This window comes from Sphingomonas sp. BLCC-B65, from assembly GCF_028550675.1.
GTDB lineage: Bacteria > Actinomycetota > Actinomycetes > Actinomycetales > Microbacteriaceae > Microbacterium.
Window position 1 is genome coordinate 248,083 of sequence record NZ_JAQQGL010000002.1, and the last position, 14,771, is coordinate 262,853.

At 67.7% G+C, this 14,771-nt stretch carries 13 protein-coding genes and 1 tRNA gene; 5 read left to right on the top strand and 9 right to left on the bottom strand.

Annotated features, from left to right (window positions below):
- Window positions 1–30: 30 nt before the first annotated feature.
- The 3 genes from PP359_RS14550 to PP359_RS14560 all read right to left on the bottom strand — a co-directional run bounded on the left by PP359_RS14550 (window position 31) and on the right by PP359_RS14560 (window position 3,392).
- Window positions 31–1,554: a sugar ABC transporter ATP-binding protein gene (locus PP359_RS14550; protein WP_347417489.1), complete on the bottom strand. Its 1,524-nt coding sequence runs from the start codon at window positions 1,552–1,554 to the stop codon at window positions 31–33.
- Window positions 1,551–2,531: a sugar ABC transporter substrate-binding protein gene (locus tag PP359_RS14555; RefSeq protein WP_135950105.1), complete on the bottom strand. Its 981-nt coding sequence runs from the start codon at window positions 2,529–2,531 to the stop codon at window positions 1,551–1,553. Before PP359_RS14555 ends, PP359_RS14550 begins: the two co-directional genes overlap by 4 nt.
- Window positions 2,532–2,624: 93 nt before the next feature.
- The gene (locus tag PP359_RS14560) at window positions 2,625–3,392 is read right to left on the bottom strand and encodes an IclR family transcriptional regulator (RefSeq protein ID WP_433718563.1); all 768 of its coding nucleotides are present in this window, start codon (window positions 3,390–3,392) and stop codon (window positions 2,625–2,627) included.
- A 133-nt stretch (window positions 3,393–3,525) separates the two neighbouring features.
- Here PP359_RS14560 and PP359_RS14565 point away from each other — a divergent pair, with 133 nt between their 5' ends.
- Together PP359_RS14565 and PP359_RS14570 are read left to right on the top strand one after the other, a co-directional pair.
- Complete coding sequence (locus tag PP359_RS14565; protein WP_433718565.1) at window positions 3,526–4,299, top strand: hypothetical protein; 774 nt, start codon at window positions 3,526–3,528, stop codon at window positions 4,297–4,299.
- Window positions 4,300–4,342: 43 nt separating this feature from the next.
- Window positions 4,343–4,906 (top strand): AAA family ATPase, encoded by a 564-nt coding sequence (locus tag PP359_RS14570; protein WP_112931020.1) that lies wholly within the window; start codon window positions 4,343–4,345, stop codon window positions 4,904–4,906.
- Here the strand turns inward: PP359_RS14570 and PP359_RS14575 are convergent.
- A complete protein-coding gene (locus tag PP359_RS14575) occupies window positions 4,903–5,856 on the bottom strand; it encodes a Dyp-type peroxidase (RefSeq protein WP_499250920.1) in 954 nt (317 codons plus the stop codon). The two genes, PP359_RS14570 and PP359_RS14575, sit on opposite strands and share 4 nt — an antisense overlap.
- 138 nt (window positions 5,857–5,994) lie before the next feature.
- Here PP359_RS14575 and PP359_RS14580 point away from each other — a divergent pair, with 138 nt between their 5' ends.
- Window positions 5,995–6,384 (top strand): hypothetical protein, encoded by a 390-nt coding sequence (locus PP359_RS14580; protein ID WP_499250921.1) that lies wholly within the window; start codon window positions 5,995–5,997, stop codon window positions 6,382–6,384.
- 163 nt (window positions 6,385–6,547) lie between these two features.
- Window positions 6,548–7,725 (top strand): IS3 family transposase gene (locus tag PP359_RS14585; RefSeq protein WP_499250922.1). Its coding sequence is split into 2 segments (ribosomal slippage): window positions 6,548–6,814 and window positions 6,817–7,725, totalling 1,176 coding nucleotides; the frame shifts between segments, so codons are not numbered across the junction.
- A 110-nt stretch (window positions 7,726–7,835) separates the two neighbouring features.
- Here PP359_RS14585 and PP359_RS14590 read toward each other — a convergent pair.
- The 3 genes from PP359_RS14590 to PP359_RS14600 all read right to left on the bottom strand — a co-directional run bounded on the left by PP359_RS14590 (window position 7,836) and on the right by PP359_RS14600 (window position 12,875).
- A complete protein-coding gene (locus tag PP359_RS14590; protein WP_499250923.1) occupies window positions 7,836–9,848 on the bottom strand; it encodes an AAA family ATPase in 2,013 nt (670 codons plus the stop codon).
- A 521-nt stretch (window positions 9,849–10,369) separates the two neighbouring features.
- Window positions 10,370–10,441 (bottom strand) — tRNA-Arg (locus PP359_RS14595).
- A 13-nt stretch (window positions 10,442–10,454) separates the two neighbouring features.
- The gene (locus PP359_RS14600; protein ID WP_499250924.1) at window positions 10,455–12,875 is read right to left on the bottom strand and encodes an acyltransferase family protein; all 2,421 of its coding nucleotides are present in this window, start codon (window positions 12,873–12,875) and stop codon (window positions 10,455–10,457) included.
- A gap of 171 nt (window positions 12,876–13,046) precedes the next feature.
- On the opposite strand from PP359_RS14600, the gene PP359_RS14605 reads away from it, so the two are divergent.
- Window positions 13,047–13,607 carry a hypothetical protein gene (locus tag PP359_RS14605; RefSeq protein WP_499250925.1) on the top strand — a complete coding sequence of 187 codons (561 nt, stop codon included), beginning with the start codon at window positions 13,047–13,049 and terminating at the stop codon, window positions 13,605–13,607.
- Between the two features lie 12 nt (window positions 13,608–13,619).
- Here the strand turns inward: PP359_RS14605 and PP359_RS14610 are convergent, their stop codons facing one another.
- Both PP359_RS14610 and PP359_RS14615 read right to left on the bottom strand, forming a co-directional pair.
- The gene (locus PP359_RS14610) at window positions 13,620–13,838 is read right to left on the bottom strand and encodes a PLDc N-terminal domain-containing protein (protein WP_499250926.1); all 219 of its coding nucleotides are present in this window, start codon (window positions 13,836–13,838) and stop codon (window positions 13,620–13,622) included.
- 24 nt (window positions 13,839–13,862) lie between these two features.
- Window positions 13,863–14,759: a LysR family transcriptional regulator gene (locus PP359_RS14615; protein WP_499250927.1), complete on the bottom strand. Its 897-nt coding sequence runs from the start codon at window positions 14,757–14,759 to the stop codon at window positions 13,863–13,865.
- Between the last annotated feature and the right edge of the window lie 12 nt (window positions 14,760–14,771).

The window sequence follows — 14,771 nt, forward strand, 5'->3', positions numbered from 1 at the left end:
GACGACGTGGACCTTTCTGTGGAAGACGGATCAGGCCACGCGCTCGCGCGCCGGCAGGGCGGCGCGCAGCAGCACGTGCTGTGGTGTGGATGCCGGGAACTCGCCCGTCACCTGACCCTCGGCGACGACGAGGATGCGGTCGCTGAGGCGGAGGATCTCGGGAAGCTCGGACGAGACCATGACGATGGCCAGTCCGCTGTCGGCCAGCGCCTCCAGCAGCTCCCAGATCTCCTTCTTGGCGCCGATGTCGACGCCGCGCGTGGGCTCGTCGAGGATGATCACTCGCGGATCGGTCGCCAGCAGGCGTGCGAGGAGCACCTTCTGCTGGTTGCCGCCGGAGAGGCGCCCGACGGGTCCGCGCGGGTTGCCGCGCAGCGACATCCGCTGCATCGCGTCGTCGAAACGGCGGGTGTCGTCGCGGCGGCTCGTCCATCGCCGGCCGGCGCGGATGAGCCCCGACAGCGACACGTTGAAGGGCGCGGACTGTTCGAGCACGAGGCCGTCGCGCTTGCGGTCTTCGGGCAGGAACGCGATGCCGGCGGCGAGCGCTCGGGCGGGATCGAGTCGTCCGACGTCGGTGCCGTCGATGATCACCTGTCCCCCGTGCCAGGGATCGCCGATGATGTGCGAGATGAGACGCGTGCGTCCGGAGCCGGCGAGCCCGGCGATGCCGACGATCTCCCCGGCGTGCACCGCGAGGTCGAGCGTGCTCTCGCGCATCGGCAGGCCCCGCAGTTCGAGCACCACGGGCCGTTCGGCCGATGCGGCCGCGGCGGCCGGCGAGCGCACGGCCGTGAGGTCGAGTTCACGGCCGGTCATCTCCTGGATGATCCGGGCGGGGTCGGTCTCGGCCACCGGCCGGTGCGACACGACGCGACCGTCGCGGAGCACGGTGACCTCGTCGGCCATCTCCATGACCTCCTCGAGACGGTGGGAGACGAACAGCACGCTCACGCCGGAGGCGGTGAGCTCCCGCACGAGCACGGCGAGGTCGTCGACCTCGTGGGGGCCGAGGGCAGCCGTGGGCTCATCGAGGATCAGCACGCGCGCTTCGGCGAGCAGGCAGCGGGCGATGACGATGCGCTGCTGCTGCGCGAGCGACAGGTCGCGCGGGTAGGCCTGCGTGTCGACGGTCGAGCCGGCTCGGGCCAGCGCGGCGGCGGCGAGGCGCGCCGAGGCGCGGTCGTCGAGGAACGGACCCCGGCGCACTTCGCGCCCCAGCATGACGTTCTGGGCGACGGTCAGCTCGTCGATGACGTCGAGCTCCTGGTAGACGGTTGCGATGCGCGCCGACGCGGCATCCGCCGGTGCGTGCAGAGTGATGGCCTCGCCGTCGAGCAGCAGCTCGCCCTCGTCAGGCTGCTCCACCCCGCACAGCATCTTGATGATCGTCGACTTGCCGGCGCCGTTCTCGCCGACGAGCGCGTGCACGCGTCCGGGCAGCAGGCTCAGGTGGATGCCGTCGACCACGCGAGCGGTGCCGAAGCTCTTGGTGAGGCCGCGCGCCTCCAGCACCGGAGTGCCGGAGGCGGCGGCTGCCGTGGGGGTGTTCACCAGCCCACGCCCTCCTTGCCGATGAAGTCGGCGACGTTGTCCTTCGTGATGACGGGGTTGTCGAAGGTGGGTGCCGGGTCGTATTTCTCGCCGCGCGCGATCTTCACGGCGGTCTGCAGGCCGACGTAGCCGAGCTCGTAGGGCTTCATGAGCACCGTTGCGGCCATGTCACCGTCCTGCACGGCCTTCAGGCCCGCAGTCTGCGCGCCGAGGCCTACGACCTTCACGTCCTTGCCGGACTCCTTGACGGCGCGGATGGTGCCGAGTGCGGTGTTGTCGTCCATGACGAGCAGGTACTGCGTCTCGGGGTGACCGGTGAGCAGGTTCTGCGTCACGGTGTAGGCCTGTGCGGGGTCGAACCCGGTCTCGACCTCGCCGACATACGTGATGCCGGGGTTCTGGGAGATCACGTTCTGCCAGCCCTTGGCCCGGTTGATGACGTTGACGACACCGGCGACACCGATCTCTCCGCCGATGTTGCCCTTGCCACCCAGCTGCTTCACGGCATAGGTGGCCATGGCCTCGCCGAGCTTGACGTTGTCGTAGCCGACGTAGGCGGCCGTGTCGTCGCCTGCCTTGCGGTCGACGGCGACGACGGGGATGCCGGCGTTCTTGGCCTGGGTGGCGAGGGCCGCGCCGGCCTCGGCGGAGCCGGGCGTGAAGATCAGCGCGTTGACCTTGCGGTTGATCATCTGCTCGACGTTCGACTGCTCGGTCTGGTCACTCGCCTGGCTGTCGAGCACGACGACGTCGACGTCGCTGCCTTCGGCCTTCGCGGCGGCTTCAATGCCGGCGGCCTGGGCCTGGTAGTAGGGGTACATCGAGATACCCGTGATCACCACGCCGATGGTGATCTTCTGCCCCGCGCTCGCCGTTGCGGCGCCCGCGGAGTCTCCTGCCTTGCTGCACCCGGACAACGCCAGGCTCGCAATCACAGCGGTCGCCCCCAGCGCGACCAGCCTCTTCTTCCAGCTCACGATCACTCCTTTGTGTTCATATACGTGAACCCTGATGTACGTATATGAACATAGTGGGCGTGAATAACCCGCTTGTCAAGCAAGAGTTGACCCTCAGGGCGCAGCGATCCCGAGGCTGTCCTGGATGGCCGCGGCGGTGTCGCGAAGAGGCCCGAGAACGTCGCGGGGCCACGCCTCGGTGGTGCGGAAGGTGGGCATGGTGACCGACATCGCGGTGTAGAGGCCGGCGGCGTCCATCCGCGTCAGCGGCACGGCGACGCAGCGGCATCCTTCGGTGAATTCCTCATCGTCGACGGCGAAGCGCTGCGCTCGCGCCGCACCCAGTACCGCGAGCAGCTCGTCGGCGCCGGTCACCGTGTGCGCCGTATACGCGCGCCGTTCGATGGCGCGCAGGCGATGGCCCGCGTCGGCCGGATCGAGCATGGACAGCAGGGCCTTCCCGATTCCCGTGGCATAGGAAGGCAGGCGCATGCCGACCGACGAGGCCAGCCGCATGGGATTCGGCGAATCGCTGATGGCGATGTAGACGTTCTCGAGGCCGTCGAGTCGCGCGAGCTGGACGGTCTCCCCCAGCTGAGCGGCGAGGGCATCCATGCGCGGCTGCGCGGCCGCGACGATGTCGCGGTGACCCTCGTAACGCTGACCCACCTGCCATGCGCGGAGCCCGAGCGAGTAGAGCTTGGTCGCCGGGTCGAAGACGAGCCACCCGCTCGATGCGAGGGTGTTGAGCAGCCCGTGGGCACTGGAGCGCGGAAGGGCGAGGCCGTCGGCGATCTCACTGAAGGTCGCGGCGCTACGCTCGGCGACGAACTCGAGGACGACGAGCGCCCGATCGGCTGATTTGACCACGGCGTCACTCATACCGCGACTCTAGTTCATATTCGTGAACGAGGTGCCAGTGTTCAGAATTTCTTCTCGGACTTACTGCGCTTCGCGAATGCGGTGGCGCGGCGTCTCCCGTGCGTTCCGCGACCACCGCTGATAGACATCAGAGATGACGCTCTCACGAACGACGACGCACACGACCACGGTCCTCGGTGCTCTCATCGCCGCAGCGTTCGCACTGTCGGGCTGCGCGACGACGATCGGCGCAGCACCGTCACCGAGCTCTTCCGCCAGCGACGAGGCCACAGCCACATCGACGGCGGGCGCCACCGTGACAGGAACCGGTGCGACGGGATGGCCGGGGCTGGACTTCCCCGTTCCCGCGGGCGCCCGCTCGGTGTCGATCGACTTCACCTGCGAGGGCATCGGGCACTACGTCGTCGAGTTCGGCGATGCGATGGCGGAGAACACGTCCCCGATCAGCGGAACGTGCGGCGCGCCGGCGGCGCTCGCGTGGCCGGTGGATGCGAAGACCCAACCCTCCATCGCGGTGACGGTGGACGACGGCGTCGCGTGGACGGCAACGCCGCTGTTCTCCACCGCGGAGTTCGTTCGGGATGCCGCGGTGACCGCGGACTGCGCCGCCTTCGTCGACATCTACAGCGCCCTCATCAACGCCGATCAGGGGTACTCCCAGTACAAGGCGTTCGATGCCGCGACCTGGACGGCGCGGGTCACCGCGGCATCATCCCAGCTCGCTGCCCTCGCAGCCGCCTCCACGTCGAGCCTGAAGGGGCCGCTCACATCGATGTCGCACACGGTGTCGACGGCCACCGAGCCCGGCACCGCGCAGGCGGGCATTGCGGATGATGTGGCGCAGATCGGCGCCGCGTGCAATGCGAACCAGACGCCGTACTTCCTCAAGGCGGAGTTCGGCGGCTGAGGTGCCGGCCCGGCGGTTTCAGCTCGTCGCGTAGTGTCAGCTCGTGCGCATCGTCGTCTCGGGAACTCATGCCAGTGGCAAGAGCACGCTCATCGCCGACTTTGCGCGGCGGCATCCGGAGTACGCCGTGTTCGCCGACCCGTTCGAGCTCATCGACGAGTCGGACGATCGACCGGCCGCGGCGATGTTCGCCTCGCAGCTGCGACTCGCAGCGGGCCGGCTGATCGAGCGAGAATCGGGTGAGAACCTCATCGCCGAGCGCGGCCCGCTCGACTTCTTGGCCTATCTGCTGGCACTGGATGAGCTCGGACGCACGGCGCTCGACCGCTCGACGCTCTCGAGTGCGATTGTCCGCACGCGCGCGGCGCTGGAGACAGTCGATCACCTCGTGGTGCTCCCGCTGACGGCTGCTCATCCGATCAACGTCGGCGACGACGAGGATGCCGCGCTGCGCGAGGCCATGAACGACGTGCTGCTGGACCTTCTGGACGACTCTGACGTCATCCCGGCGAAGCTGACGGTGACGGAGGTCACGGGATCGCCCGCAGAGCGCCTCGCCACGATCGAGACACTGATCGCTGAGCCGCGGAGTTCCGAGCGGGCCTAGGCGGAGTCGCCCGGGCCATCGAGGACGTCGGCCGACGGCACGAAGAATGTGGAGCCGGTGAGCGGCATGGAGAAGTCGAGCAGTCGATCGTGGAGTCCCGGCGGGTCACCGATGAACATCCGCTCCAGCATCTTCTCGATCACCCAGAGTCGGCGCGAGTAGCCGATGAAGTAGGTGCCGAACTGGGTGGCGGGGCTGCCGAACGGCATGTTGTCGCGGAGGATGTCGTGCTCGACGCCGCCGTCGTCGACGATGGTCGCGAGGGTCTTGTGCGCCTTCTGGCCCGACTCCGCGTCATCCAGTTCGACGCCGTCGAACTTACGTCGCCCGATGACCGCTTCCTGCTGTTCGGCGGAAAGCGCGTTCCACCGGTCAAGCGGGTGCACGTACTTCTGCACGACGACGTAGCTTCCGCCGCGTCCGGCGGGGTCCTCGTCGCCGACGAGGGTGGACTCGGGCAGGTCGGCGCCCACCGGGTTGGCCGTGCCGTCGATGAAACCGAGCAGGTCGCGGATGTCGAAATAGCGGAAGCCCTCGGTCTCATCGACGACGACAGCGCTCGAGCCCAGCGCGTCGAGCAGCAGCCTCTCGAACTCGAAACACAGATCCCGCCGGTTCGCGCGAATGTGGAAGAGCAGGTCACCCGGCGTGCTCGGGGCGCGATGCACCGCACCCTCGATGGGCCGGAAGGGGTGGAGCTCCGCCGGCATCGGGCGCCCGGTGAGCGCCGGCCAGACGCGCGCGCCGATGCCGACCGTGCAGGCGAGCGCGGCATCGAGGTCTCGGATGCCGACGGTCTTGAGCAGTCCCGAGAGGTCACCTAGGACGGAGCGCGCGGTGGCGATCGCGTCGGCGTCGTCGCTCACGGTCACGACCAGGAAGACCGCCGACGTCGTCAACGGAGCATCGACACTCTGAGGCGAAATGGGCACACGGCGGTTATCACTCACGAGACCGAACCTAGCCCCGGACGACCTGCGCTGGGTGGTGCGATCTGGGCCACCCACGGCGTCGCGGCGACGCGAGCCGAATGAGGCCTTCGAGGTCTGTGGCCCTCCCCGTGCGCCACCTCCTCGTAGGCTGAGCCGATGGCCCCACAAGCACGGCCGGAATCGAAGCGTGCCCGCGTCGCCTTCTGGGTGACCGCTGGTCTTGGTGTCGTCGCCTCGGCGATCGCATGGGCCTGGTATGGCCTGGCGCAGGAGGAAGCGCAGAGCGAGCAGGGCAAGGCGGTCGCGGCGGGGACCTCTATGGCGGGATTCGCCGAAGTCGTTGGAGGGCTTCCGCTCATCCTGGCTCATCTCCTCGGCCTCGGCATGCTGTTGATCTTTGGATGGCGCGGCTACCGAAGGCGAGGCGTGACCCTTGCGATCGCGGCGGTGGGTGTCGCCTCACTCATCGGCGTTCTCTTCGCGCAGCTTCTGTGGGCCGGTGAGTTGTTCGAGCTGGGAATCAACAACGACTCCCACGTTCCCTGACGCAGGTGCGCGGGGCATGACTCGAAGTCAAGAGCGGCCGGTTTAGCGCGCTTACACGTGTCGAACTCTCGTTTGGCTACCCTAGATAGCGGACGGGCGTGAGGAACGGATCAGTGACAACTGATCGTTAGTGCCGGGAGGCGCTGGCGGGGAGGATGTCATCATGCCCGGTCCATACCCCAAAGAGTTCCGTGAGGATGTTGTCGCGGTCGCTCGTAGCCGTGAGAGCGGCGTCACGATCAAGCAGATCGCCATTGATTTCGGTATCAGCGAAGCGACGCTGCAGAATTGGCTCCGTCAAGCCGACATCGAAGACGGCGACCGGCCCGGCCAGACCGCCGCGGATGCCGCCGAGGCTCGGGAGTTGAAGAAGCGGATCCGGTTGCTCGAGCAGGAGAACGAGGTCCTTCGCCGTGCGGCGGCGTATTTGTCGCAGGCGAATCTGCACCTCGGCGGCTCCCCAAAATGACGTACCCGCTCGTATCTGAGCTCGCCGAATCGGGGATCCCCGTGACGGTGTCGTGCCGGGTCCTCAAGCTCGCAAGACAGCCCTACTACCGATGGCGCAACGATCCCGTCCGGAATGCGGACGTGCTCCGCGCGTATCGGATCAATGCGCTGCATGACGCCCACGCGGACGATCCGACGTTCGGGTACCGGTACCTCGCCGACGAAGCGCAGCGGGCGGGATGGCGGATGAGCAGGCGGACGGCGTGGAAGCTGTGCTCCCAGGCCGGGATTCTTTCGTCCGCGCAACGTCGCCGGCGCGGAAAGGGCAAGAAGATCGGTCCGCCCGTGTTCGGCGACCATGTGCAGCGCGTGTTCCGCGCGGACGCGCCGAATCGGTTGTGGCTCACGGACATCACGGAGCATCGCACGAGCGAAGGCAAGCTCTACTGCTGCGCGATCAAAGACGTGTTCTCCAACCGGATCGTCGGCTACTCGATCAGCGATCGGATGACCGCGAAGCTCGCCGTCGACGCCGTCCGCAACGCCGTCGCCCGCCGCGGTGAGGTCGCTGGATGCATCATGCATGCCGATAGGGGCAGCCAATTTCGCAGCAGAGCGATGGCCCGCGAGCTGCGTCGGCACGACATGGTCGGATCGATGGGCCGTGTCGGTGCGGCCGGAGACAACGCGGCGATGGAGTCGTTCTGGTCGCTTCTTCAAACGAACGTGCTCAGCCAGCAGCGGTGGGCGACGCGGCAAGAGCTGCGCCTGGCGATCGTGGTCTGGATCGAGCGCAAGTATCACCGACAGCGAGCCCAGGACACCCTCGGCGGGTTGACTCCCATCGCGTTCGAAGCCAAGCTAACCGAGCCGCTCACACTCGCGGCCTAAACCGAACCTGTCACCAGTTCGTTCCTCACGCCCGAGTGCGAGCCGGGACAGACGAGACGACGGCGCGTGCCGGGCGCGGGTGTGAGGCTCGCAAAGACTTGTGAGGATGTCTACTTGCCGCCGCCGTAGTAGTAGGGGTCATGGCCGGCCACGTTTAGCGTTGGACTCGGAGGAGTCAAGTCCGTCGAAATCTCAGCCTGCACCTCCTCACTCCAACCAGAGCTCGCGTCTGCTCCGACGCGAGGCCGCGTCTCAACCATCCCGACGATCGCTTCTTGCAGCCGTCGAACGTCAGCCGGGAGTAGCTCTGGCGACTCGCGCAATCTCACGGTCAACGCGTCGACCAGCATTGAGACGTTCTTGAAGACCGGGTAACGGTGTTGAAGCTGGGCCAGGGCACGCTTGCCATCTATATGAGACATGACATCGTCTCCCCATTCGGCGAGAATCTCGCCTTGCACCTCCTCTCGCAACGCCGAGTAATGCGTAAGTCTGTACTCCCAGAGGTCACGCTGCTCTCGGATAGAGCGAGCGATGCGATCCAGTGAATCAAGTTCCCCAGCGCCGGTTGACGACTCGGGCATCTTCCTTGTCAGTCGGGCTTCAATGAACTGCTCGAGAGCGGCTGTCTTCAGACCCTGAACGATCTCCGTCACGGATGCTTGAATCTCTTGCGGTGATCCAGCAGGCGTGAGAAGACCAAGCTCGATAACACTCGGTATCAGTACGTTCTCGAGCATGCGCGCACGCCAGACGAAGACTCCTCCCGAGTCTTCGATCGATTCAACTTCCTCAGGAGAGAGAAAGTCCCTGTCAACCACCGCGAGCCAGGGGATCTCCAGGCGGAGTCCGCGAAGTGCAGACGCGGCATTTAGAGTTCCTGCGCGCCCGCCAGCAATCACGACCCTAGCGCCGGCAATCTCCTCCGGGATGAGCATCCTGAGTCTCTTCTCGTCGCTGGCCCCCTCCACGACTAACAAGTAGTTCGCCTGCAACATGTCGCGTCGCGACAATCCCAACTCAGCGAGAAGATCGGCATGGTCGTCGCCGTCGGTCGCACGCTGTAGTTGATTGTTAGCGGAGGACCACGCTGCGTTGACGATCACGACGCTCGCTGGAGCGGACGAAGAGATGACCGGCGCGGAGTGCGTCACAACGATTGCTTGGCCGCGATCGGCGATGGAGGACATGGCATTGAGGGCGGCGAGCTGGAGTGTTGGGTGAAGGTGTTTCTCGGGCTCGTCTAGGAGCAACACGCCGCCGAGCGTCGAGATCTGGCTGACAAAGTAGAGCAAGCCAAGCAACTCGCGCTCACCATTCGACAGATCTGCCAGCCCGTGCGCCTTGCCCCCCGGCAACTCGACAAGGATGTCAGATCGAGTGGTGTTGGGGTTATAGGTCGGAAGGGTGATGTTCTTGCCGGTCGCCTGCAGAAACGCCGCCTGGATTCTCGCGTATTCGTCGTCGAGTTCTATGCCGTCCCGCGCCGCGACGTAGTCGCGATAGTCCAAGGAGGTCAGGTAACTACCGATGTCCGGCATCTGCATACCCGACTTCCATCGGATCTCCTGTTCATACATCGATCGGCGTTGACGTGCTGCGACAGCGCGGTTCACAAGAGCGAGGTCGACGGAGGTTGTCGTGTTCAGCGAGACTTGGCGCCGCGCGGATAGTAAGTCAATGCTCGCGAATGGATGATCCTGAGCAAACAGCGGATTCTGAAGCGTCCAGAGGAGATCGTCCTGCGTGCTGTAGGTTCCGGTGCTTTCGCGATTGGTCGATCGAGCCTCCAGGGTGTGAATGGGCATCCGTTGAACTGGGGCAAGCGCTCGTGCTACACGCCACGAGTCGACCACCTCATACTCATGAGGTTCGAGCGTCAGTCCGATAGATACGCGAAGTAGATGGCCGTAGGGACCAACGAACTCGGGGAGGTTGATGTTGCCCGACCACACCGCCGTCAGCGCCTCGAGGATAAGACTCTTGCCAGTGCCGTTCTTACCCGTGAGCAGGATCAGCGGCGACGTGGATATGCCCCCCAGCTGGGCGGACCGGATACCGCGGTAGTTCTCAATCGTGAACTCGGCGAGTCGCAATCTCATCCCCTCTTCGTTGTCGATCACGTACGGCTGAAGCCGTGGCTTGTTCCGATTGTGGCGTATGTGGCAGGCTCCGTCGCGCACCGACGACGAAAGGTGGCGGCATACGCACGCCGGCAGATTGGCACGCGAGCTCCAGGTGGCTATCGAAGCTTGAGCCCATCCGCCCCTACGCGTGCAGCGAATGCTCGGTCACGCGTCGGCGGCGATAAGGCTCGAAGCGTTCGCCGACCTACTCGACGACGATTCGCATGCCGCCGCATCGCGCCTCAACGACGCGATAACGCGCGTGGCACTGGCGGCGGGCCCGCGCACCCACTACAGCCGCCTGCAGTAATCGTCGAGGGCACACTGCTTAGCCTCCGGAGGAGGCTCGAGGCACGGAAACCGCTCCAACTTCGACGTTCTGAGACACCAACTGTCTCTTGTCCGAAGAGCGTTGCTTCCGGATCATAGCGTTTACAAATGCGAACGAGAAGCGGAGGAGAGCGCGTGTGGCGAGTGTGACCGCGAGAGAAATACCTGATCAGAGGGAAAAAACAGTGTGCCCCTGGAGGGATTCGAACCCCCGACCCGCTCCTTAGGACGGAGTGGCTCTTCCACTGAGCTACAGAGGCTGGCGCATCGATTCTAGCCGGGCGGCGCCTGCGCACCGGCCGCGGCGGCGCCGTCCAGCGCCCACCGCAGGTACGGCGCGAGGTGCGCCGAGTAGGCGACGGTGAGGTGTGTCTGGTCGTAGCGGATCGGCAGCGTCCCCGCGAACGCCGGGCAGACGTCCTGCCAGCACGTGAACGCCAGCGCATCCACCACGCGATCGCCAGATGCGGCCGCAGCGGCGGCCGTCGCCGCCTGCATGTCGCGCCACACCGGCGTGATGCTCGTCGCGCACGCGTACGGCGACCCGACCCGCGTGTAGCAGTTGCCGAGCGGCGCGCCTTCCGGCGGCGCCTCGAGGTAGACGATGCGCCCCGGCATCCCGTACCGCGCCATCTCTGCTGCCTCTGCGGCGATCAGATCTGCCGCGCTCAGGTCGCGCCCGTCCGCCGTGCGCCCGAGCGTGTACGCGTTCGAGACCAGTACCTGCTCGGGGTGGTCGGCGGCGATCATCGCGGCGACGTCGTTCTTGCGCTGCGTGCACGCCTGCATCACCGCGGGGTCGTCGTTCTGCACCAGCACGTCGGTGAACCGGCATCCATAGAGCCCGACCGTCGTGACGCGGATCGCTCCCCCGCTCTGCTCGGCGAGCGCCTTCAGCGCCGGCGCATACGCCATCGCGGTCGAGTCGCCCACGAGGTACAGGTGCCGCGGAGCATCACCGCTCCCCCACGTGCACGCGGCGGCATCCGGCTGCGGCGTCGGCGCGAAGCAGTCGTGTGCGGGATTGGCTCCCGACGACTGCGCCATCACCTCATCGATCGACGGATGCAGATCGGGCCACGCGGTCGCCGAGACCGCCGCCGCGAGATCGGCCTGCAGCGCCGCCGTGGGATCCTCGATCGCGGGCGCCGCCTGGCCCGTTCCTCCGGCCGTCGGCGGCAAGGGACGCGGCTGCTGCACCTGCACGACGAGCACGACCAGCAACGCGGCGGCGACGAGACCGGCGGCAGCCAACGCGACCTGCGTGCGAAAGCGCTCCCGCCACACGGCCATCGGAGCCGCGATCGCCCCGGCCGCACTGTCCGCCATCGCGACCGACGGCACCCGCGGCGCCTCCACCACCGGTGCAGCGCTCACAGGCTCGACAGGCACGACCTCCGGAACGGATGCCGCTGCCACCTCGACCGACTCCGCCGCCGCACTCTGGGCCGCCGTCCGCGGACTGCCTGGGAAGTAGCGCGTGCCCGGCTGCCACCCCGCGGGACGCCGCGTCGCGATCTCGGGCGCCCGCACGACCGGCACCGCAGGCGCGACCGCGGGCGGTGTGGGCTCCGCGGCATCCGATGCCTCGACCGCCCGCTCCTCGGCATCGGGCGCTGCCGTCGCCGGCACCCGCCCGCCCAGGAACGGCGCGTAGCGCAGCGGTTGCTCGATGATCGCGTACGACGCGAAGCCGACGACGGCGACGATCGCGAGGGTCAGCGGCAGCGACCACGGCGACGCGGGCAGCAGCGCGGCGGCGAACACGACCACCGGGAAGTGCCACAGATACAGCGAGTACGACGCGTTGCCCACGACCACCGCGACCGGGTTCGTCCACAGGAACAGTGCCCGCGGCGGCGCGGTCACGCCACCGGTCAGCGCGAGCGCGGTCGCGAGCGTCGGCGCCGCCGCCCACGGCCCCGGAAAGCCCACGGCGGTCATGTCGATGAGCACCAGCGACGCCACGATGCCCGCGACACCGATCCACGCGAGCAGCGCCCCGAGCGCCGCGGGAAGCCGACGCAGCAGCGGCACGCCTGCCGCGAGCAGCGCGCCCAGCGCGAACTCCCACGCGCGCGTCGCCGTCGAAAAGTACGCCGCCGTCGGCGCCGACGACCCCTGCAGCAGCGCCCAGCCGAAGGATGCCGCGATCACGACGACCGCCCACCCGGCGGCGACCGCGGCCGCCGCCCGACCGCGACGCGCCACGGCGGGAACGAACAGCAGCGACACGATCAGCAGCCCCGGCCAGACGAGGTAGAACTGCTCCTCCACCGACAACGACCAGAAGTTCTGCAGCGGTGAGACGGCATCGCCGGCGTGGAAGTAGTCGGTGCCCTGCTGTGTGAATCGCCAGTTCGACACCAGCAGCAGCGCCGAGACACCGTCCCACATCACCTGCTCCGCCCGCGCCCGACCGAACAGAGCGAACGCGGCCCCGACCACGGCACCGACCGTGACGAGCGCCGCCGGCAGCAGCCGACGGGCACGCCGCGCGGAGAACCGCGACAGGCGGATGCGTCCCGATTCCTGCTGTTCGCGCAGCAGCATTCCGGTGATCACGAATCCCGAGATGACGAAGAACACGTCGACACCGGCAAAGCCTCCCCGCGGCCAGCCGGCGGCGTGCGCGCCGATGACGGCCAGCACGGCGAGCGCGCGCAGGCCCTGGATATCGCGACGAAGTGGCACGGAACGCAGTCGTTCTCAAGGGGAAGGAAGAGGTCGACTCCAGCCTACGGGAGCGCTCTCAGCCCCAGGCCATCCGGGCGTCGCCCGACGCTCGCCGCCCCCGCGACTCCGGGCGTGTTTTATAGGCTGGCAGGCATCGCCCGGCGACAGACGATCGAGGAAGAAGGACCTATGCACGCCTCCACACGCCCCACGCCGCGACCGCGCTTCCTCGTGCCCGGCATCGCGATCGCGGCGATCATCGTCGCCGTCTGCGTGATCGTGGGGTTGGCTGTCGTCTGGAATTCCAACGGCACGCAGGATGCCGCGGGCACGACCCCCGCCGCCTCAGCGGAGCCCACCCCGACGCCGACGTCCTCGGCATCCGCACCGTCGACCGCGAGCGCCGACTACCGCGAGCTCTGCGATGCCAACGGAGCCGCGGCGCAGGCGAAGCAGGGCACCGTCGCCGACGACCTCGCCGCCACGCGTCGCCAGTCGGCGGCGATCCGCGCGCTGCTTCCGATGACCGGCGTGCCCGCCGAGGTCGCCGCGGGCGCCGAGGTGTTCGCCGCGTCGACCGATGAGCTCATCGGCGTGCTCGAGGGACTCGCTCCGCAGACGCAGATCGCCGACGTGCCGGTCGAGACCTTCACCAACACGCAGGCGATGCAGGCGGTCGGCAGCGACCCGAACTACCAGGCGTTCATCGGGTGGACGATCGAGACCTGCGGTCTCGCGCTCGCCGGCTGACCGTCGGCTGCGTCAGCGGCGATCTGCCGGATTGACCACGATCGAACGCCGCCCGACGGCGAACCAAACGATGGGCCCCATCAGCGGGAACATCAGCGTGACGAGAACCCAGAGCGTCTTCTCCAGGCTCGTCGCCGCCGACGACGCGATGCTGACCACCGCACCGACGAACAGCGCGATGCCCGCAAGCACCACGATCAAGATCAGGACGTGCCAGCCGGAGAACTCCATGCCACCAGCATGCCCCGGCGGTCGTCACCGCGCGAGGTCGGCGGCGACATCCACCAGCGCAGCCCGCACACGGCGCACGGCCGCGCGTGCCAGCGCGTCGGGGCGGGCCAGCACGTCCACGTGACGGTTGAGGGCGACCCCAGCCAGCGGTCGCAGCACCATGCCGTCGGTCGCCAGGGCGCGCCCCGTGAACCGCGGCATGACGGCGATCGCCGCCCCGGCGCGGACGATCTGCGCGGCGACGAAGAACTCGTTCACCCGGTGGGCGATGACCGGCGGCTCTCCGCTCAGCGCGGCGATCGCCTGCAGCACGCCGGTGAGTGGAAAGCCCTCGTGCGTCGAGATCCACGTCTGTCCGCGGAGGGCCGCGGGATCGATCCGATCGGCGGATGCCAGGGGGTGCGCCGCCGGCAGCGCGACGTCCAGCGGTTCGACGAACAGCGGCGTGACCACCATTCGCTCTCGCGGCCAGTCCGGGTCGTGGGCCAGCCGGTGCGCGATGACGAGGTCGTGCGCGGCCACGAGTCCGGGAAACTCCTCGCGCGCAACGTCCTCGTCGGTCAGCGCGACGGGTACACCGTCGAGCGCGGCCAACAGGGGGCCGAACAGCGCGACGCCTGCACTGTGGAACGCCGACACGCGCACCGGCGCGGCATCGTGGGCGAGGAACGCTCCGACGCTCTCTCGGGCGAGCACGAGCGCCTCGTCGACGCGAGCGCCGGCCGCCGCGAGCGCGCGCCCGGCATCGGTCAGCACCAGCCGACGACCCTGCTTCACGGTGAGCGGCACGGGAACGTCCGCCTGCAGGATCGCCAGCTGCTGAGACACCGCCGATGCGCTCACGTGCAGCGCCGCCGCGACCGCCGAGACGCTGCCGCGATCATCCAGCTCGCGCAGCAGCCGCAGGCGCATCGGATCCATAAGCAATCTCTA

Bases quoted from the DNA above. Each gene is read 5' to 3' on its own strand.
- PP359_RS14560 (WP_433718563.1), bottom strand. From the start codon at position 3,392: ATGAGTGACGCCGTGGTCAAATCAGCCGATCGGGCGCTCGTCGTCCTC.
- PP359_RS14565 (WP_433718565.1), top strand. From the start codon at position 3,526: ATGACGCTCTCACGAACGACGACGCACACGACCACGGTCCTCGGTGCT.
- PP359_RS14580 (WP_499250921.1), top strand. From the start codon at position 5,995: ATGGCCCCACAAGCACGGCCGGAATCGAAGCGTGCCCGCGTCGCCTTC.
- PP359_RS14605 (WP_499250925.1), top strand. From the start codon at position 13,047: ATGCACGCCTCCACACGCCCCACGCCGCGACCGCGCTTCCTCGTGCCC.
- PP359_RS14610 (WP_499250926.1), bottom strand. From the start codon at position 13,838: ATGGAGTTCTCCGGCTGGCACGTCCTGATCTTGATCGTGGTGCTTGCG.
- PP359_RS14615 (WP_499250927.1), bottom strand. From the start codon at position 14,759: ATGGATCCGATGCGCCTGCGGCTGCTGCGCGAGCTGGATGATCGCGGC.